The following is an 18,661-nucleotide window of genomic DNA, read 5'->3' on the forward strand; positions in this document are numbered from 1 at the left end:
TCGTGGCGGCGGAGGCCGCGTTCGCCGCGGCGTTGGCGGCCTGGCGGGAGGCCTCGTTGGCAGCCTTGGCCGCCTTGGAGGCGGTCTGGGCGGAGGCCGCGGCGCGGTTGGCGGCATCGGCGGCGCGGCCGGCGGCGTTAGACGCCTTGCCGGCCGAGCCCTGGGCGGCCTTGGTCTCGGACGCGGCCCGCTCAGAGGCCTCCTTGGCAAGTTTGGTGGCGTCCACGGCCTTGCCGGCCGCGTCCAGCGCGGTTTGGGCCTGCTGGCCGGCCTGGGTGGAGGAGTTCTTCGTCAGGTCGGCCAGCTGGGCGACTGTGAGGGTTTCCTGGTCGTGGGCGGCGGCGGTCTGGTAGCCGTACTGGAGGAACTGCTGGACATCGTCCAATGAGCCGTCCAGCGCAGTACCGGCGGCCTTCTTCACCTCCGGCCCGCCGGAGGCCATCAGCTGGGAGAGGTGGACACGGTCGTCGTCGTCCTTGGCCTTGAACTGGCCGGTGTTCAGGAACTGGTTAGCGTCCGTCATGGTGCCGTCGAGCGCCTTGCCCGCGGCGTCCTTCACGCCAGGGCCGCCGGTGGCCATGATCTGCGACACCCGAACCCGCTGGTCGTCGTCGAAGGCCTTCTGGGCGCCCTTGTCGAGGAACGCCTTGAGGTCGGCGGCCGAGCCGTTGAGTGCGGCCGTGCCGGCCTCGCGCACCCCGGGCCCGGACTTCGCGACGAGGTCCTCGATCTGCGTGCGCAGGTCCTGATCTGCCGCCTCCGCCTGGCCGGCCGTCAGGAAGGCCTTCAGGTCGTCGGCCGAGCCGTTCAGCGCGGTCTCGGCCGCGTGCTTGACGGTCGGCCCACCGCTCTGCCAGGCGGCGACGGCCTTCACCCGGTCAGGGTTGGCGGCGACCGCCGGCAGCGGTGCGTCGACTGCCAGTGCGGGAGTCGTCAGCAGCCCGGCCAGCAGGCTGCCGGCCACGAACCCCGCGGCAAGCCGCGATCGGGCTCTGGCTCGTGATGTCAATGACATCCTCATCGAAAGTTCGCAGTCCATTCTGTAATCGGCATCGAAATGCCGCCCGGCAAGGCCGCGTGGTTCGCGGCCTTGCCGGGCTCTGATGGGCGTGTGGAGGCGCGGCTCACCGTGGCCCGCGTCGCGTGGAGCTGTGCTTCCTCGGGGGCAGACGCGCCGATGGGGCGGCCGACCCCGAGGAAGCGGTGCGTGCGTCGGTTCAGCCGGTGGTGGTGGCAGTGATGGCCTTGACGCCGACGGCGCCGCCGGGGATCTCGGTCCACGGGGTCCACTTGCCGGCGTTGTAGTCGGCGTCGCGGCTGTAGACCTTGTAGTCCTCGTTGACGGCGACGAGGTGGACGATGTTGCCCTCGGCGCTGCTGGAGATGGCCTTGAGGCGGTTGTCGCTGACCTTCTGCCATTGCTGGTCCCAGCGGCCCTGGTCGTAGTGGCCGTAGGTGGTGAAGAGGTCGCCGATGCCGCCGATGATCTGGAGGTCGACGGTGTAGCCGCGGGCGGCGGCGGTGATGCCGTTGACGCCGACGGCGCCGCCGGGGATCTCGCCCCACGGGGTCCACTGGCCGTTGGTCAGCTTGTCGCGGGTGTAGACCCTGCCGTCGGTGCCGACGGAGTACAGGCGGACGGTGTTGTCGGGGGTGGTGGCGCTGCTGAGGTACTTCGCGGTGTTGTCGCCGAGCTTCACCCAGCCGCTCCAGCTGCCGGTTCCGTTCGCGTAGTCGGCGGTGGAGTCCCAAACGGTCGCGTCCGAGCCGATTATCTGGAGGCTGACGGTGTTGCCGCGGGCGGTCGCGGTGATGCCCAGAACACCGGCGGCGCCGCCGGGGACCTCGCGCCACGGGGTCCAGTTGCCGCCGACCTTGCCGTCCTTCGTGTAGACCCGTCCGGCGCCGACTACGAAGACGTGCACGGTGTCGCCGATGGCGACGCTGTCCACAGCGGTCAACGCACTGCTGTCGATTGGCGACCACGTGCCGAGCCAGCCGCTCGCCTTGTCGGTGACGGTGTCCCACAGCGCGCTGTTGACGCCGACGATCTGCACGTGTGTGCCCGGCTTGACGTCCGCCGTGCGCAAGCCGAGCTCCTTGACCCAGGCGCCGAGGTCGTCGACCCGGGCGGCACTGGAGCCGGTGCGGGTCTCGGTGGCGGGGGTGCCGAGGCAACCGCCCTGCCAGGACCGCGAGGCGACGGCGGCGATCTCGGTGGCGCCGTTCTTGTCGCGCAGCAGCGGCGCGCCCGCGTCGCCCTGGCAGACCGGAGCCTGGCCGGCGGCGGGGGCGGTGTCGACCGAAGTTGCGGCGACCGAGCCGACGGTGTGCGTTGTGGCGTGGACCTTGAATGGGGTCCACTCGGTGGCGGTGCGGCCGTAGCCAGCGACCTTGAGGCTCTCGCCCGCGGCCGGCTCGGTGGCACCGACGGTGACGGGGGTGACGTCGTTGACCGGGAGCGTGAGGCGGGCCATGACCAGGTCACGGTCGGTGCGCGGCGCCAGTTCGGCGATGCCGACGGTGCGGCCGCCGAAGGTGGCGGTGCTTTTGACCGCGGGCGCGCCGGCGGCGGGCTTGTCACCGAAGCAGGAAGCGGCCGTGAGAACCCAGTTACGGTCGACCAGGGTCGCCGTGCAGGCCTTCGCGTTTGCGTTCCGGCCGGGCTGGTCCACCGTCACCGTACCGACGGCCGGGAAGTCACCTGACGGGGCGGGCGCGGCCGGCCCGTCGGTGGCGGTGAGCTCCAGCAGGGTCGTGGCGTCGCCGACGCTCTCGCCGACCGGCGTCCAGAGGTTCTTGGAGACGTCGACGCTGGTGATGTTGCCCGCGGTGTTCAGCGTCGCCTTGACGGAGTTGTCGTTGCCCCGGATGTTGTAGACCTTCGGGATCTCCACGGCCAGGTAGCCGGTCGGACCGGTAATCTTGAAGCAGACCTCGCTCGGGCTGGCTACCCGGCTGAGCACGTGCAGAAGGCTCGGTCCTGACGCGCAGTCGACCAGGGCAATGTGTCCGTCACCAGACTTCACGGTGACATTCCGGTCGGCGAGTACCTTTGCCGCGTCCGGGTAGGAGAAGCTCTCCACCGCACTCGGTGGCGCGGTGTCAGGCGCCGACGCTGCCGCCGGCGCGGCTGTCAAGGGTATTGCCAGGGCCGCACCGAGTGGCCAGGCCAGTCTGCGAACGGTTCGCACGGATACTCCAGAAAGAGAGATGTGCCCGGGGAGGAAACCAGCACCCCCGAGCTGGTAAGGAAACAAGCAAGCGGAAGCTATCGCTGCGGAATTGTTTACGTCAAAGCAGGTAAGGACCCAAGGCGCGTCACTGACTCGAAGTCAAGCCCCGCATGAACAAGGCCTGGCCGGGCCGACGAGATCCGGCAGGCTAAAAGGGGACATTAAGGATGAATGAGAGAGGAGAGGCTCCATTGCCAATCTATTACAGTTCTATGACGTTTCCCCCTCGGTATTGTGTGGCGATACCCCTTACGGGACAGAGCGCTACCAGATACAGTCACCACGCCACACCCATCAGGGACTTCCAGACGGTTCACCCTGAAGCGCCGAAGTCAGTTACCGCCAACATGACTGCCGAACAACGGGATTGAGTGGCCGAGGACGACCGTGTCCGGATCGTCGGGCGACTATGCACGCCAGGTATACATAGTGTGTATAGTGCGCCGCATGTCAATCAGTCACGCCCTGCTCGGGCTGCTGGAAGCAGGACCGCGCCACGGGTACGACCTCAAGCACGCGTTCGACGAGCGCTTCGGCCACGACCGCCCGCTGCACTACGGTCAGGTCTACTCGACCATGGCGCGGTTGCTGAAGAACGGCCTGGTCGTCGTCGACGGAACCGAGGTCGACGGGGGGCCGGAACGCAAGCGGTACGCCATCACCGATGCCGGCGTCACCGATGTCGAGAGCTGGCTCGGCCGGCCCGAGAAGCCCGAGCTGTACCTCCAGAACACGCTCTACACCAAGATCGTCCTTGCCTTGCTCACCGGCCGGAGCGCCGAGGAACTGCTCGACACCCAGAGAGCCGAGCACCTTCGCCTGATGCGCGAGCTGACCCGCCGCAAGACCCGGGGGAACCTCGCCGACCAGCTGATCTGCGACCACGCCCTGATCCACCTGGAAGCCGACATCCGGTGGCTGGAGCTCACCGCGGCCCGCCTTGACGCACTCGCCCGGGAGGTCCGTCCGTGACCGCTCCCCTCCTGTCCGCCGCCCGCCTGCGCAAGACCTACGGGAAGACCGCGGCCCTGGACGGGGCCGACTTCGCCATCGACGCTGGGGAGATCGTCGCCGTCATGGGCCCCTCCGGCTCCGGCAAGTCCACCCTGCTGCACTGCCTGGCCGGGATCGTCACGCCCGACGCCGGCCGGGTGCTCTACCAGGGCCGGGCCATGGCGGCCCTGTCGGACGCCGGACGCAGCAGGCTGCGCCGCACCGAGTTCGGGTTCGTCTTCCAGTTCGGCAGGCTGGTACCCGAGTTGACCTGCGCGGAGAACGTCGCGCTGCCGCTGCGGCTGAACGGTGTTAAGCGCAAGGAGGCGGAGCGCCGGGCCACCGGGCTCATGGAGCGCCTGGAGGTCGCCGACCTCGCGGGCCAACGTCCGGGTGAGGTCTCCGGAGGCCAAGGTCAGCGGGTCGCGATAGCGCGCGCATTGGTCGGCGAGCCGCGCGTGCTGTTCGCGGACGAGCCGACCGGCGCGCTGGACTCCCTCAACGGCGAGCGCGTCATGCGCCTGCTCGGCGCGGCCGCCCGCGACACCGGAACGGCCGTCGTCCTGGTCACCCACGAGGTGCGGGTCGCCGCCTACTCCGACCGCGAGGTCGTCGTCCGGGACGGGAAGTCGCGGGACATGGGGAGGGCCGCATGAGCGGCAGCCGCCTGACCGGCGGTCCGCGGGGCGCGCGCCGCCGGTCCACCCGGCCGCGGAGCACCGTCCTGGCGTCGGTCCGTGCGCGGAGCCGCCGGCCGGGGGCCCGGCGCGAGGCGCGGGGGGAGGTCCCGACGACCCCGGCCGCCTGGGCGCGCGACCTCGCGCTCGGAGCCCGGTTCGCGGTGGGCGGCGGGCGCGAGGGCTGGACCAGGACATTCCTGACCGCCCTCGGCGTGGGCCTGGGCGTGGCCGTGCTGCTCGTCGCCGCCGCCGTGCCCAACATCCTGACCGCCAGGGGCGACCGGGCCTCGGCCCGCGACGACTTCACCTACGGAAGGGTGGTCGAGCCCGGCGCCACGACCATCGTCACCGGCAGAGTGGACACCGTCTACCGTGACCATGGTATCTACGGGAGGCTGATCCACGCGGACGGCGACCGGCCGGTCCTGCCGCCCGGGCTGAGCCGCCCGCCGGCCCCCGGCGAGATGGTGGTCTCCCCCGAGTTGGCCAAGCTGCTCGCCTCACCCGACGGCACGCTGCTCCGGGAGCGCCTCCCGTACCGGATCGCCGGGACCATCGGCGATCCAGGCCTCCTCGGCCCCCGGGAACTCGCCTACTACGCGGGGTCCGACGTCCTCGTCCCCGGCCGGCACGCGACCAGGACCGACCACATCGGCAGCAGGCGACTCCTCGATCCGCTCGACCCGTTCCTGACGCTGCTGGTCGTCGTCGCCTTCGTGGTGCTGCTGATGCCGGTACTGGTGCTCATCGCCACCGCCGTCCGCTTCGGCGGCGAGCAGCGCGACCGGAGACTGGCCGCGCTCCGGCTGGTGGGCGCGGACGCCCAAATGACACGGCGGATCGCGGCCGGTGAGACGCTGTTCGCGGCACTGCTCGGGCTCTGCGCCGGGGTCGGCCTCTTCTTCGGCGGCCGGTCCTTCGTCGACACGGTGGAACTGTGGCGGATCAGCGTCTTCGGCTCCGACCTGGCGCCGACTCCGGTGCTGACCATCCTGGTCGTGGTCGGCGTCCCGACCCTGGCCGTCGCGGTCACCCTGTTCACGCTGCGCAGGGTCGCCATCGAACCGCTCGGTGTGGTGCGGCAGGCCGGCACCGCCGGACGCCGGCTCTGGTGGCGGCTGCTGCCGCCGTTCGCCGGGCTGGCCCTGCTGTCCCCGATGATCGACGGCCTGGAACCCGCCGCCGCGGTGAGCGAGCCGAAGATCGCGGCCGGCGTCGTCCTGCTGCTCGTGGGGGTCACGGCCCTGCTGCCCCTGCTGGTGGAGGCGGTCGTCCGGCGGCTGCATGGCGGTCCGCTGCCCTTCCAACTCGCGATCCGCCGCACTCAGCTGGACAGCGGCGCGGCGGCCCGGACGGTCAACGGCATCACCGTGGCGGTGGCCGGGGCGATCGCCGTGCAGATGTTGTTCGCGGGACTGGCGAGCCGCTACACCCACGAGACCGGCGACAGCCGAGACAGGGTGGACCTGCGGATCTCGCGGGACTACGTAGACGAGGCCCGGCAGAGCGAGGACCTCGCCGCGCTCTGGGCCACGCCCGGGGTGGTGGCGGCCCGCACGTTCGTCCTGGGCCACGCCCGCCGGCCCGGCACCGAGGAGGCTGGCGCCTTCGTGGTCGTCGCCGACTGCGCGACCCTGGGCCAGAGCGTCGAGACCCCCGGCTGCGGCCCCGGCAGCGTCTACCTGTCCGGCGACCGCAACAACCAGGATCCCTTGACCGGGGGCGTCTACCTTCCCGCGCCCGGCGAGCGGGTCGACCTGGCCACTGGGGAGTCGGAGGCCGGGCCGCTGCCACCCCGCCTGTGGACCGTCCCCTCCACGGCCCTTGACACCCGCCCGGTGCCGGACTCGGCGACCCCCTTCGCCCTCGGCGTCTTCGCCACACCCGAGGCACTCACTCCCACGGACCTGGGGGAAGCCGTGACCGAACTGATGGCGAAACTCGACCCGGCCGACCGCGACGCCGTCGAACGGGTCCGCAACCTCGCCGCCCGCATGGATCCGCTGCGGAGCGCCGAGTTCTACGAGGGGAGCGTGCGGGAGCCACGGCTGACGAACATCGAACGCGGCCTGTTCATCGGCTCCACGGTCGTCCTCCTGCTGATCGGCGCGAGCATGCTGGTCACCGTGGTGGAAGAGCTCCGTGAGCGCCGCAAGCTGCTGGCAGCCCTCGTCGCCGTCGGTACCCGGCGCTCGACACTCGGCCTGTCGGTACTGTGGCAGACGGCCCTGCCGGTGACGCTCGGCCTCGCGCTCGCGGTGGCCGGCGGACTGGGCCTCGGCGCCATCCTGCTGAAGATGGCCGGCCTGCCACCGGCGGTCTCCTGGACCACCATTGCGTGGACGGTCGGCACCGGCGGCGGAGTCGTCCTCCTGGTCACCCTCTCCAGCCTGCCGGTGCTGTGGCGGATGATGCGCTCGGACGGGCTGCGCACCGAGTAACCGCCGGGGACGCGACCGGCATCCAACCCAAGATCATCAGACTCCTCCCCCTTCGTGGCGTAGTCGGGGTCACGGGAGGTCTTCCAGGTCTTCACGCGTTGAAAGGAGACGCCCTCCTCGCGGAGCAGGACCCGAAGGCCCTCGTGGCTGATGTCGTCGACCACCCCCTCGACGACCAGGGCATCCGACCCAATTCAGCTGGCCGGTCCGACAGTTTGGCGAGTTGACCAGCTGTTTCGGTCCCTGAGCGGGTGTCAGGACCGATCCCCTGGTTACGTCGGCCCGGCGGTGTTGCGGCCGGTCGGCGAAGTTCGGAAGGCGGGGCGCGTTGCAGTGCCTGGCGCTCGTCACCACCAGAGACCGGATGACCGGTTCCGTGTCGGTGGTTAGGGGAGTGCCGAAGATGGGGTGCGTGGGAGGGCTGTTGTCGGGGCGGTCATGAGCGGGCAGACAGGCTCGGAGGATTCGGGTAGGTACGTGTATTTCTCTTTGGAGGTGAGGTCACGGGCGACGGCCGCACAGATCGTACTGATCGCGGTGTCCGGTGGGGTGTAGAACCAGAGCCGCGCGGTGGCATCGTCGTTCCCGGCGGCGAGGGTGCTGTTGTCCGATCCGAACGCGACCGACGTCACAGGTCCGCGGCCGGTGAAGGTGGCGAGGTTCTTGTGGCCAGCCCTTTCCCACAGCCGCACGAAGCCGTCTTCGCCGCCGGTGGCGAGGGTCTGGCTATCCGGGCTGAACGCCACCGAGGTCACGGCACTGGTAGGTCCCTTGGGGCCGGTGAGGTCAGTGGTCTCGCCGGAGGCACGGTCCCACAGCCGCACGAAGCCGTCCCTGCCGCCGGTGGCGAGGGTCTGGCTATCCGGGCTGAACGCCACCGAGGTCACGGCACTGGTAGGTCCCTTGGGGCCGGTGAGGTCAGTGGTCTCGCCGGAGGCACGGTCCCACAGCCGCACGAAGCCGTCCCTGCCGCCGGTGGCGAGGGTCTGGCTATCCGGGCTGAACGCCACCGAGGTCACGTCATCGGTAAGTCCGTTGGGGCCGGTGAGGTCAGTGGTCTCGCCGGTGGCTGGGTCCCACAGCCGCACGAAGCCGCCCTTGTAGCCGGTGGCGAGGGTCTGGCTATCCGGGCTGAACGCCACCGAGGTCACGTCATCGGTAAGTCCGTTGGGGCCGGTGAGGTCAGTGGTCTCGCCGGTGGCTGGGTCCCATCGACGGACTCTGCCGACACTGCTGGCGGTGGCGAGGGTGTGCTTGTCCGGCCTGAACATCACCGACTCCACCGACTCCGCCAACTTGCCGTTGACGGTGGCGGGGGTGAGGGTGGCAGTGCTCTTGCCGGTGGTCGCATCCCATAGCCGAACGCTGCCGTCCTTGCTGGCGGTGGCGAGGGTTTTCCCGTCCGGACTGAACGCCACCGACCGCACCGAACTGGAGTGGCCGGTGAAGGTGGTGACGGCTTTGATCGCGTCGGTGTCCCACAGCCGGACGCTGCCGTCAGAGCCACCGGTGGCGAGGGTTTTCCCGTCCGGACTGAACGCCACCGACCGTACGTTATCGGTGTGGCTGGCGACGGTGGCCGTGGCCGTGGCGGTCGTGCCGGCGGTGGTGTCCCAGAACCGCACGATGCCGTCATCACAGCCGATGGCGAGGGTCTTCCCGTCCGGGCTGAATGCGACCGACCGTTCGACACCCGTGTAGCCGGTGAAGGTAGCGCGGCCGGCGCCGGTAGCCGTGTCCCACAACTGCACGAAGCCGTTTGCGCCGCTGGTGGCGAGGGTTTTCCCGTCCGGGCTGAACGCCACCGACCACACGACATCTCTCTGGCCGGTGAGAGTGATCCGTCCCGTGGTCCTATCCCACAACTGCACGGGGCCGCGGTCGCCACCGATGGCGAGGGTTTTCCCGTCCGGGCTGAATGCCATCGACCACACGACACTGGCCTCGCTGGGGGGAGCTGCGGTGGTGGCCTTGCGGGTGGCTGCGTCCCACAACTGAGCTCGGCCGTTATGGCCGCCTGTGGCGAGGGTGCTTCCGTCCGGGCTGAACACCACCGAACTCGTGGTACCCGCGTCGGCGGTGAGGGTCTCGATCGTGTCGGCGGTAGGGTCCCACAACCGCAGGGCACCTTGCTTGCTGACGGTGGCGACGGTGTGCTTGTCCGGGCTGAACGCCGCCGATGTCGCAGCGAGGTCGCCCGGGGGACCAGAGAGGCCGCCGACGGCTTTCCCCGTTGCCACGTTCCACAGCCGCACGGTGCTGCCGCTGCTGCCGGTGACCAGGGTCTTCCCGTCCGGGCTGAACGCCACCGAGTCCACACCACCGATACTGGCGACAGCGAGGCGGTGACGCAAGGGAATGCGTGCGCTGTCACTGAGGGCGGTGGCGGCCTCCGAGGTGGGACTGGTGCGGTAGGCGGCGACCGCCAGGAGGGCGGCGAGCTCGGGATTGCTGACCGTCAAGGAGACGGACTGGGCGGCGAGTTGCCGGGACTGCGCGACCTGCTGGGCTGTGACTGCCCTCTGCCGGGTGGTGATCTCCGTCTGCCACTTCCAGAGGGCGATTCCCGAGGCGATCAGGGCGAGGGCGAGGGTGGTGGCCAGGATGGTGTTGAGGCGTCGGCCGCGCCGGCGTCCGGCGGTGAGGAAGTTGTCAAGGTCGGTGGTGAGTCGGCGGCGCTGGCGGGACCAGTCGGTGCCTTCGGCGAGGAGGGTGCCGGTGGGCAGGTCCCGGGGGTTGCGGTGTTCCTTCCAGCGGTCGTACTGGTCGCGGGCACGGCGGAGCCAGTCGAGGAAGCGCAGGTCCTCCTCGACCCAGTCGCGCAGGGTGTGCCAGTCGCGGATGAGCGCGTCGTGGACCAGTTCGGCCACCGCGGTCCCCTCCACGTCCTGTGGGCCGTCCGGCCGTGCGTGGCCGTGGAGCCGGTGGGTGGTGACGATGCGGTGCCGGGAGAGGACCGCCAGGACCTTGTCCACGGCCCGCAGCGCGTCGGGGGTGTCGTCGTCGGCGGCGAGTTGGCGCAGGTCGCTGATCGGGAGCTGCTGGCGCGCGGCCGGGATGTTCAGAGACGGGTCGGCGGGGCGGACCAGGGCGGTGAGGATCCTGCGGGCGATGTCCCGTTGGCCCTGGTCGAGTTCACTCAGGGCGTTTTCGCACCAGTCGGTGAGGGCGCCGGTGACGGCGCCGATGCGGCGGTAGGCGTCGCGGGTGAGACGCCCGTCGTGCTCCAGGCGGCGTTCCCATAGTCGGGTGAGGGCGACTTCGAGCAGGGGCAGCGCGGTGACGGGCGCGCCACCGGTGGCAGCGGTGCCGGGGTTCAGGGCCAGGACGTCGGTGATGATCTGCTCGGCGAGGCCCGGTTCGAAGGGCGTGTCGAGGTCGTGGGCGGGGCCGGTGACGATCGCGTCGAGGTCGGCGGGGCTCAGGGTGGCGGGGACGTTGAGGACGCCCTTCCTCTGGAGTGCGGTGTCCAGGAGGTCCGGGGCGAGTGCGGACAGGCGGGAGTAGAAGTCGTCGCGCATGACGAGGACGACGCTGAGCGGGGCGTCGGAGCGGATCGCGGCGGTGATCCGGGCGAGTGCCTGGAGGGCCTCGGGGCCTTCAGAGGGGGCGAGGAGTTCCTCGAACTGGTCGACGACCAGCACGACACGGGACGAATCAGGGGTCGCACCGGCGTCCCCGCTGCCCGAATCTGCACCGCCGGTGGTGTCCGTCCCGGCGTCCTTGGGCTCGGACTCGGGTAGGCCCGCGCGGGTGAGGGCGGTCGGCAGGTCCGGTCCTGGCCGTGTGAGGACTTGGTGCCAGCGGTCACTGCCCGGCAGGCTCCCCGCGGTCAGGGCGGGCAGCACTCCGGCCTGGACCAGCGAGGACTTCCCCGAACCGGACGGGCCCAGCAGCAGCACCACCCGCTGCCCGCCCCTCAGTCCCTCCAGGACCTGGCGCACGGCTTCCTCCCGGCCGCGGAACCAGCGGGCGTGCTCGGCGGTGAAGGGTTCCAGCGCCCGGTAGGGCGACACGTCGCTCTCGCCGAGCGCGGGCCACACCTCGCGCAGGACGGAGGTGGGGGTGACGTAGGCGATGGCCTGGCCCCGGTCGTGGCTGTCGGGGTCGGTGATGGCGGTGAGCATCCCGACCACCAGGCCGGTCGTCTCGTCCAGGACCGGCCCGCCGCTGAACCCCTGGGTCAGGTCGTTGGCACCGGTGAGCTGCAACACCTCACCGACCTTGCCGTCGTCCGGGAGGATTCCGCCGGCCGTGGCGAACCCGAAGTGCCCGCCCGGAGGCGCCTGCACCGGGAACCCGAAGGAGCGCACATGGTGTCCCCGGGCGCCCGCCGCCGACCCCAACAGCAACGGCTCCACTCCCACCGGGTGGTCCAGGCGGACCAAGGCGACGTCCTGCTCGTCCGGGTCGCGCCACGTGCCCTCCAGCACCCGGCCGGTCACCTCCGGGGCGCCGTGCGCGCGCGGGAAGGCCAGCGTCACCGTCGAACCGGGGCCGTAACGGCCATCGGCCAGGACGTGCGCGCACGTCACCAGTAGATCCTTGGCGACCAGGAACCCCGCCCCCACCACCAGCCCCGCTTCGTCGCGGACCTGCGCGACCGCCGCCGCCAGACCGTCCGCCGCACCGGCCCCCGCCATCCCCCGTCCGACCGCCATCCGCTCAGGCCTCCGACTGGTCGCCGGCCGCGCGGGCGTCGGTCTCCGGTTCGTCGTCACCCTCGGGAGCGTCGGCCCTGCGAGCCGCAGCGGCAGCCGCAGCCCCGTCGTCCTCGTCCTTGCGCCACGTCACACGCACCGTCAGATGGCACTTGGCGGCGGTCTTCGTGATCACGACCCCGGCCGCGGCGGAGAGGTCGACTCCGAACTCCACCTGCACCTCGTCCGGCCCCGCCTCCCGCAACCGTGCCAGCACCGTACGCGCCAGACCGGTCACCGGCTCCAGCGCCGACCCGAGACTCTCCGGAAGCTCCCGCACCGCGTCACCGACTCGGCCCGCCTTCACCGGCCCCGCCGCGGCGTCCTCCGCCTCGACGAGGATCGAACCCCCGCCGTCCAACGGCACCCGCGCCAACTGCTGCCCCACGACAACCCTCCCTCAACGCCGCCCCACGACGGACACGGCCACACCGTAGTACGCGCACCCGCACACAGCGAAACCACGAACTCCCCAACAGGTAGGGATGATTGGAGCACCTTGACCGGCCGCCCGCACAGCCGCACAAGCACCACGCCAGGGGCACCCGCAGACGCTGGCCGGGGAAACGATTCTCCATGCCACGGAGAAGGAACTCTCCGTACCGGGCACAAGACCCAACATCACCGGATTCTGCCGGTTGACCACGAACAGGCGGGTCTGGGCGAGGCCGCCGACGACGCCAGTGCCGGGCCGTGCCCGCCCCGCCGACGTCGCCGCCGCCCCGCCCGTGGTTGACCGGCGTCACCAGCAGAGGGTGCTCGATCACATACGGATCGGGATCGAGGAGGGCGCGAAGATCGCCTACCAGGCCGCACTGGACACCGATCGCGAACCGTACCGGTCGGGCTACTTCGTCCCACCGACGGTCTTCGAGGCGACCCCCGAGATGCACGTCGCCCGGGACGAGATCTTCGGCCCGGTCGTAACCCTGCTGCGATATGCCACCGACGACGAGGCCGTGCGCATCGCGAACGACACGGACTTCGGACTCATCGCAGGGGTGTTCTCCCGCGACACCTCACGTGCCCTTCGGATCGTCAACCGCCTCGATGTCGGCATGACCCTGGTGAACAACTACCACCGCGGGATCTTGGGCAGCCCCTTCGGCGGCACGAAGGCGAGTGGCTACGGGCGCGAACACTGTATCGAGACACTCGCCGAGTACGGCTTCGCCAAGCTCATCCGCATCCCGTCCGGCGAGGCCGAAGTGCCGCGCTGGGCAATCACCCAGCAGTCCTGAACGTCGCAGTCTCATCCGCACTGGTGGGCGATGAAACACAGGAGGTTGTCCCGTATGGACCAACACGACGAAACCGTCTCGCGGATCGAGCGTCTCCGGCGCCGGGAGGAGCTGTTGTACAACGACATCGTGATCGCCCAGCACAAGGGATACGGATCGAGCGGCTCCACCGAGTCCGAGATCCACGAGGAGCTCCAGGACATCGCTACGGCGATCGAGCAACTCCAGTCCGACCTCGACGAGGAGTACCACTGACCTCGCGCCGCACCCCTGACACGACATCGAAACGGAGTTCCGCATGGACCGGAGCAACAACGCCCCATCACAGCGAGGGGACATGGCCCTCGAACTGCCGGCCTTCGTCCATATCCCTCCGGGGTGGAATCTGGTGTGGGACGTCAACCGCAAGCGGTCGGGGACGGCGGTTCGGGTGCGACGGTGGCAGCCCTTCTCCGAACGCGTACTCGGCGGTGAGCAGATCACGGTGGTGACTGAAGAGGAAAGCGGCCGGATCCTGTCCGTCCGGCAGTTCGTCACCGCGCTGATCCGCGATCCGCTCCCAGACACGGGAGCCGAGCAGTCCGCGCTCGACGAGTTCGCGACCGTCGACCCGCGCTACGCGCAGGACCTGACGCCGCTGCGTGTCGATGCCCAGGTACGCACCTGGCGAGACACCGATGGCAAGCCCGTCGTCGTCCCGGTGCGGTGGGCGAAGCACGCCCACCGCACCGGCACCTACAACTGGATCACAACAGACCCCAGCGGTGGCGTCATCGAGTATGAGATCGAGTCCCATTGGGACTACAGACTGTCCCGCCGGGCCACCGAGCAGTGGGACGAGGACGCCTGGATCGCGGCCCGCGAAGGCACCGGCCCGCAACTAGAGGCACCCGCCGCGCGTGCCTGACCCACCCGGCTCCGCCCGCCCGTCACGCAGCGCCTGGGCGGCCGCGGCGAAGTCGCCCCGCGGCCACGGGATGTCACCGCGGACGCGGTGGCGGCGGCGTCGCGCATCCCGGTGAGGGAGTGGGCGGTGCGGCCGAGGTCCTTGTCGGCCTTGGCCCGGTAGTACCGGGCGAGCTGCGTGAGTCCGTCGGAGAGCAGGCCGCCCTCCAGGACGGCGGTCAGGCGGCGGGCGGTGTGGTCGCGGTGTTCGTGCTGGCAGCGGCTGATGGCGGTGAGCAGTTCGGCCAGGGCGTCGGCGGGCGTGTCCACGGCCGCGCCGGCCGCGCCGTCACCCTGTGCGGGGGCAGGTAGGGCGATGGGCTCCCACACCGAGTCGTCGGTGTAGGCGAACGCGGCGCCCGTGAGCCAGGCGCGGCCGGGCCGCGCTGGGCGAGGTCCTCGATCCGGGCGGCACCGGCCCGTCGAACACCTCCAGCAGCCTCTCGGCGACCTCTGGGCGCAGGCAGCGGCGCCGGCGGTAACGCGAGAGCCAGCGGGTGTTCGCCATCATCCCCGGGTCCGGCTCGCCGACGCGGACGAACTCCCAACCGGCCGCGGCGCAGGCCCGCTCCGTCGACTCTTCGCCGCCAGCTCGCACCAGGCCCGGCACGAGGCTGGTTTCTCCATGAGGTGTCGTCCCTGAGAGTGCGGTTCGCGACGTTATGTCGGGTTTGGCATCGCTCGATGGGGTGACGTTGGGGCATCTCTGCCGGTCAGGTATTCGAGGTTCGCTTGGATGGATGGATGAGTGATCGCAAGCCGTACCCGAGCGATCTCACGGACGAGCAGTGGAAGTTGATCGAGCCCGTGATCAGCGCCTGGAAGGCCGAGCACCCCTCAGCCACCGGCCATCAGGGCAGATACGCGATGCGGGAGATCGTCAACACGATCCTCTACCAGAACCGCACCGGCTGTCAGTGGGAGTACCTGCCGCACGATCTGCCGCCGAAGAGCGCGACGTACTACTACTTCGCCGCCTGGCGTGACGACGGCACCGACCGTTCACGACCTCCTGCGCTGGCAGCTGCGCGAGAGCCGGAAGCGATTACTGAGGTTTTCGTTCTGTTGTCGGTGGTGACAGGTAGTGATCCCTGCGGTATGCCAATGATGTGCGGTACGCGCAGGGTGGGGGCCTGACCGCTGAGCGGCGGGCGTTTCGTGAACAGGTGCGGCTGGAGGCCGGTACCCGGTTCGAGGCGGGCGAGAAGACCGCGTCGATCGCCCGGGATCTGCGGGTCAGCGAGCGGTCGGTGGAGCGTTGGCGGCGGTCCTGGCGTGAGGGTGGTGCGGATGCCCTGCGCTCGGCGGGTCCGGCGAGTGTGCCGAGGTTGTCGGCGGCCCAGTTCGTCGAGCTGGAGGCGGAGTTGGGCAAGGGACCGGCCGCCCATGGCTTCGAGGACCAGCGTTGGACGCTGGTTCGGGTCCAGGCGGTGATCGGCCGCCGGTTCCGGATGCGATTGTCGATCGCGACGGTGTGGCGGTTGCTGAAGCGGCACGGCTGGTCCTGGCAAGTCCCGGCCCGCCGGGCACTCGAGCGCGACGAGCGCGACGAGCGCGCCGTGGAGCTGTGGAAGCAGGAGGTGGCCGCGGGTAAAAGCACCGCGGCGGCGCTCGGAGCCTGGGTCGTCTTCGAGGACGAGGCCGGGTTCGCGATGACGCCGCCGCGCGCCCGCACCTGGGGCCGGCGCGGGCACACGCCCGTGGTCCGGGTCCGGGGACGTTCCCGGCGCCGGATCTCGGTGGCCGCGCTGTGCTGCTACAAGCCCGGCGAGCAGAGCAGGGTGATCTACCGGCCCCGCTTTCACATGCCGCTCAAGGGAGCCCGCAAGAGCTTCGCCTGGACCGACTACCGCGATCTCGCCGTCCGTGCGCACATTCAGCTCGGCGGCCCGATCGTTCTGGTCTGGGACAACCTCAACACTCACCTGGCCGTCGGCATGAAGCAGTACGCGGCGGAGCACGACTGGCTCACCGTCTTCCAACTGCCCTCATATGCACCGGACCTCAATCCGGTCGAAGGCCTCTGGTCGCTCCTGCGTCGCGGCCCGACGGCGAACACCGCCTTCACCGATCCGGATCATCTCACCCGCACTCTCCGACGCGGACTGCGGCACATCCAACTTCGACCCGCCCTCATCGATGGATGCCTGGCCGGCACCGGCCTGCCACTCACCCCACCGACCCCACCCTGAAATCCTCAGTAGCCGACCCGACCCTGGTGGTCCTGGACACCCAGAGCATCCACGGGGCCGTCGGCGTCCCGGCCGACACGACGGGCAAGGACGCCTCGAAGAAGGTGCCGGGCAGGAAGAGATGCCTGGCCGTGGACGTGTTGGGCCTCGTCGTCGAGGCCGTCGCCCTGCCAGCTTCCGCACACGACAACGCCGCCGGCATCGCCCTGCTGAACGGCGTGGCCGCGCAGACGGACACCGTGCGGAAAGCCCTGGTCGACCAGGGCTTCAAGAAGAGCGTCGTCGACCACGGCAAGAACCTGGGCATCGACGTGGAAATCGTTGAGCGCAACCCGGCCGAGAAGGGCTTCGTCCCGCAGGCCAGGCGGTGGATCGTGGAACAGACGAACGGGATCTTGATGTTCTACCGCCGTCTCGTGCGCGACTACGAACACCGGCTCGCCTCCTCCCGCTCGCGGGTGTTCTGGGCGATGACGTCGGTCATGTCCCGCCGCCTCACCGGCGCCATCCTCCCCTCCTGGAGGAGCGCGTGAGTGAGATCCCCCAGGCCGAGGCCGTACTGGCCTACATCGGCGTCCGCGAGAACGCAGTCGCCGAGCAGGCCGGACGGCTCCGGAACCAGATCGACGAACTCACCGCCCTCCTCGGCGAACTCGACACCGAGAGCGAGAATCTGCAGATCACCCGCAAGACCCTCTCCAACCTCCCCACACCGGCACCGGTCGACGATCCGCCCCGCACCGAGGCGCCGGAACACCCCGCCTACCAGCAGATCCTCACGGTCCTCGCCGACACCGGCGCTCCGATGCGGGCCCGCGACATCTGCCAGGCCCTCGACCTGCCGATCCTGCCGAAGAACACTGAGGGCATCCGGTCCAAGCTGAAACGCCTGGTAACCCGCGGCATCCTCACCGAACCCGAGCCCGGCCTGTTCACCCAGCCCCGCCCTTGAGCAGCTCAGGCGGGTCGCCGCAGCGAGAGCGATACTCGGAGTCGAAAATGAATTATCTGCGGTTCGTGCTCGATGACTGAGGCGGCGATCTGCGACAGGATGGCCCTATGGAGCCTTCGTGGACGGCAAAGCTGACCATCGAACTGTCGAGGGAACACTTGCGAACCCTGGAGGCTTTGGCAGAGCTCTACCATGCCACGCCCGAACGCATGGTCGCCTCCTGGGCGGTGCACCAGATCGATCGCCTGGCCGCCGGGCTGGCTCCGGACCCCGAGCCCCGCGCCCCCGATGCACCGGACGGGTGATCGGCGTTCGGGGTCGGAGCTGGCGGACCGGTCTAGCCTGCCGCGACTGGTGACCCGCGGCATAGCCCGAGCCCGGCTTGTTCACCCAGCCCCGCCCCCGAGCACCGGCCCACCCCACCGAGCAGGGCACCTCACCCAGACCAGATCGCGAATCGGGCATCACGGCGCGAACCGCACTCTCAGTGCGTGCCGGTGAGATGGGCGAAGAGCACCACGTTGTCGGAGTACTCGTGGCGGGCACGGTCGTAGGTGCCACCGCAGGTCACGACGCGCAGTTCGGCGCCGCTGGGGTGGGCGTAGACGAGGTCGGCCGGGAAGGTGCTGCGCGGAAAGGCGCGGACCCGGTCCACCGTGAACGTCGCGGTGGACCCGTCGAGTCGGGTGATGTCGACGCTCGCCCCGACGGGAACGGCCGAGATCTTCCAGAACACCGCCGGCCCTTCTGGGGTGTCGACGTGGCCGGCCAGGACCGCGGCTCCGGGGGCGCCCGGCGTCGGGGTGTCGCGCAGCCAGGCCGCGGTGTCCGGCATGGCGTAGGGAGGGAGTTCCGGTCCGCCCTTGGAATCGGCGCCCAGGGCCAGCAGCGGGGCTTCGAGTTTGATCGAGGCGATACTGACCCGTAGCGGGGTGGAGGGGGCCATGGGGGCGGGGGTGTCGGCGTGCTGCGCTCCGGGAGCGGGTGCGCCGTTGTCCTGGGCCGAGGCGTGGGACGCAGGCCGCGCCGGAGCGGGCGGTCGTGGTCCGGAAACGACGAGGGCGTTGCGGGCGGCTCCTGCCAGGGCGACGAACAGCAACGCGCCCGACAGGGCTTCGCAGGCCCGCCGGAACCGGCGCGGCCTGCGATCAGGCACCGGTCGCACCTCCGCGGAGCTTGCAGCGCATCCGTCTGGATGCCAAGGCCGTTGCGACGGCACCGGCCGCCGCGAGCGCGCCGTAGCCGGCCGCGGCCGCGCCGGAGCCCTCGCTGCCTGCGGAC

14 protein-coding genes and 4 pseudogenes are annotated in these 18,661 nt (G+C 70.3%); 12 read left to right on the forward strand and 6 right to left on the reverse strand.

Features of this window, described 5'->3' with window-relative positions; all coding sequences use genetic code 11:
* Both BU198_RS28320 and BU198_RS28325 read right to left on the reverse strand, forming a co-directional pair.
* The coding region (locus BU198_RS28320) for an ALF repeat-containing protein (protein WP_188299715.1) at window positions 1-964 on the reverse strand (964 nt) is incomplete at its 3' end.
* 253 nt (window positions 965-1,217) lie between these two features.
* Entirely contained in the window at window positions 1,218-2,966 is a 1,749-nt protein-coding gene (locus BU198_RS28325; protein WP_188299716.1) for a trypsin-like serine protease, read from the reverse strand.
* 717 nt (window positions 2,967-3,683) lie between these two features.
* Between BU198_RS28325 and BU198_RS28330 the strand changes: the two genes are divergently transcribed.
* The 3 genes from BU198_RS28330 to BU198_RS28340 are packed head-to-tail and all read left to right on the forward strand — an operon-like array spanning window position 3,684 to window position 7,350.
* Window positions 3,684-4,208 (forward strand): PadR family transcriptional regulator, encoded by a 525-nt coding sequence (locus BU198_RS28330; protein WP_188299717.1) that lies wholly within the window; start codon window positions 3,684-3,686, stop codon window positions 4,206-4,208.
* Entirely contained in the window at window positions 4,205-4,885 is a 681-nt protein-coding gene (locus BU198_RS28335; protein ID WP_188299718.1) for an ABC transporter ATP-binding protein, read from the forward strand. Before BU198_RS28330 ends, BU198_RS28335 begins: the two co-directional genes overlap by 4 nt.
* Window positions 4,882-7,350 carry an FtsX-like permease family protein gene (locus BU198_RS28340; protein WP_223245055.1) on the forward strand — a complete coding sequence of 823 codons (2,469 nt, stop codon included), beginning with the start codon at window positions 4,882-4,884 and terminating at the stop codon, window positions 7,348-7,350. Before BU198_RS28335 ends, BU198_RS28340 begins: the two co-directional genes overlap by 4 nt.
* A gap of 50 nt (window positions 7,351-7,400) precedes the next feature.
* On the opposite strand, the pseudogene BU198_RS43970 reads toward BU198_RS28340, so the two are convergent.
* The 3 genes and pseudogenes from BU198_RS43970 to BU198_RS28350 form a co-directional block, all read right to left on the reverse strand.
* A pseudogene (locus tag BU198_RS43970) lies at window positions 7,401-7,538 on the reverse strand (IS630 family transposase); the annotation flags it as partial.
* 198 nt (window positions 7,539-7,736) lie between these two features.
* Complete coding sequence (locus BU198_RS28345; RefSeq protein WP_223245056.1) at window positions 7,737-12,011, reverse strand: trypsin-like peptidase domain-containing protein; 4,275 nt, start codon at window positions 12,009-12,011, stop codon at window positions 7,737-7,739.
* 4 nt (window positions 12,012-12,015) lie between these two features.
* Complete coding sequence (locus BU198_RS28350; RefSeq protein ID WP_317619959.1) at window positions 12,016-12,438, reverse strand: CU044_2847 family protein; 423 nt, start codon at window positions 12,436-12,438, stop codon at window positions 12,016-12,018.
* 250 nt (window positions 12,439-12,688) lie between these two features.
* Between BU198_RS28350 and BU198_RS28355 the strand changes: the two genes are divergently transcribed.
* The 9 genes and pseudogenes from BU198_RS28355 (at window position 12,689) to BU198_RS28395 (ending at window position 17,685) form a co-directional block, all read left to right on the forward strand.
* Complete coding sequence (locus BU198_RS28355) at window positions 12,689-13,291, forward strand: aldehyde dehydrogenase family protein (RefSeq protein WP_223243921.1); 603 nt, start codon at window positions 12,689-12,691, stop codon at window positions 13,289-13,291.
* A gap of 54 nt (window positions 13,292-13,345) precedes the next feature.
* Window positions 13,346-13,546 (forward strand): hypothetical protein, encoded by a 201-nt coding sequence (locus BU198_RS28360; protein ID WP_188295524.1) that lies wholly within the window; start codon window positions 13,346-13,348, stop codon window positions 13,544-13,546.
* A gap of 82 nt (window positions 13,547-13,628) precedes the next feature.
* Window positions 13,629-14,198 (forward strand): hypothetical protein, encoded by a 570-nt coding sequence (locus BU198_RS28365; protein ID WP_188295525.1) that lies wholly within the window; start codon window positions 13,629-13,631, stop codon window positions 14,196-14,198.
* 782 nt (window positions 14,199-14,980) lie between these two features.
* Window positions 14,981-15,284, forward strand: a pseudogene (locus BU198_RS28370) (transposase); the annotation flags it as partial.
* Between the two features lie 118 nt (window positions 15,285-15,402).
* Window positions 15,403-15,489 (forward strand): annotated as a pseudogene (locus tag BU198_RS43480) (transposase); the annotation flags it as partial.
* Window positions 15,487-16,428 carry an IS630 family transposase gene (locus BU198_RS42690; RefSeq protein WP_317619962.1) on the forward strand — a complete coding sequence of 314 codons (942 nt, stop codon included), beginning with the start codon at window positions 15,487-15,489 and terminating at the stop codon, window positions 16,426-16,428. The pseudogene BU198_RS43480 and the gene BU198_RS42690, both read left to right, overlap by 3 nt.
* 14 nt (window positions 16,429-16,442) lie before the next feature.
* Window positions 16,443-16,961 (forward strand): annotated as a pseudogene (locus BU198_RS28385) (transposase); the annotation flags it as partial.
* Entirely contained in the window at window positions 16,958-17,380 is a 423-nt protein-coding gene (locus tag BU198_RS28390; protein ID WP_188295527.1) for a hypothetical protein, read from the forward strand. The pseudogene BU198_RS28385 and the gene BU198_RS28390, both read left to right, overlap by 4 nt.
* A gap of 107 nt (window positions 17,381-17,487) precedes the next feature.
* Window positions 17,488-17,685, forward strand: coding sequence for a hypothetical protein (locus BU198_RS28395; RefSeq protein WP_188295528.1), 198 nt, complete (start codon window positions 17,488-17,490; stop codon window positions 17,683-17,685).
* Between the two features lie 179 nt (window positions 17,686-17,864).
* Here the strand turns inward: BU198_RS28395 and BU198_RS28400 are convergent, their stop codons facing one another.
* A complete protein-coding gene (locus BU198_RS28400) occupies window positions 17,865-18,536 on the reverse strand; it encodes a class F sortase (protein ID WP_188295529.1) in 672 nt (223 codons plus the stop codon).
* Between the last annotated feature and the right edge of the window lie 125 nt (window positions 18,537-18,661).

Origin of the sequence: Streptomyces sp. CBMA156, from assembly GCF_014596515.1 — a bacterium.
Taxonomy (GTDB): domain Bacteria; phylum Actinomycetota; class Actinomycetes; order Streptomycetales; family Streptomycetaceae; genus Kitasatospora.

What these genes read in the sequence shown, in the direction of transcription:
- BU198_RS28345 (WP_223245056.1), bottom strand. Translation starts at nt 12,011, where the DNA reads ATGGCGGTCGGACGGGGGATGGCGGGGGCCGGTGCGGCGGACGGTCTG.
- BU198_RS28340 (WP_223245055.1), top strand. Translation starts at nt 4,882, where the DNA reads ATGAGCGGCAGCCGCCTGACCGGCGGTCCGCGGGGCGCGCGCCGCCGG.
- BU198_RS28360 (WP_188295524.1), top strand. Translation starts at nt 13,346, where the DNA reads ATGGACCAACACGACGAAACCGTCTCGCGGATCGAGCGTCTCCGGCGC.
- BU198_RS28365 (WP_188295525.1), top strand. Translation starts at nt 13,629, where the DNA reads ATGGCCCTCGAACTGCCGGCCTTCGTCCATATCCCTCCGGGGTGGAAT.
- BU198_RS28330 (WP_188299717.1), top strand. Translation starts at nt 3,684, where the DNA reads ATGTCAATCAGTCACGCCCTGCTCGGGCTGCTGGAAGCAGGACCGCGC.
- BU198_RS28395 (WP_188295528.1), top strand. Translation starts at nt 17,488, where the DNA reads ATGGAGCCTTCGTGGACGGCAAAGCTGACCATCGAACTGTCGAGGGAA.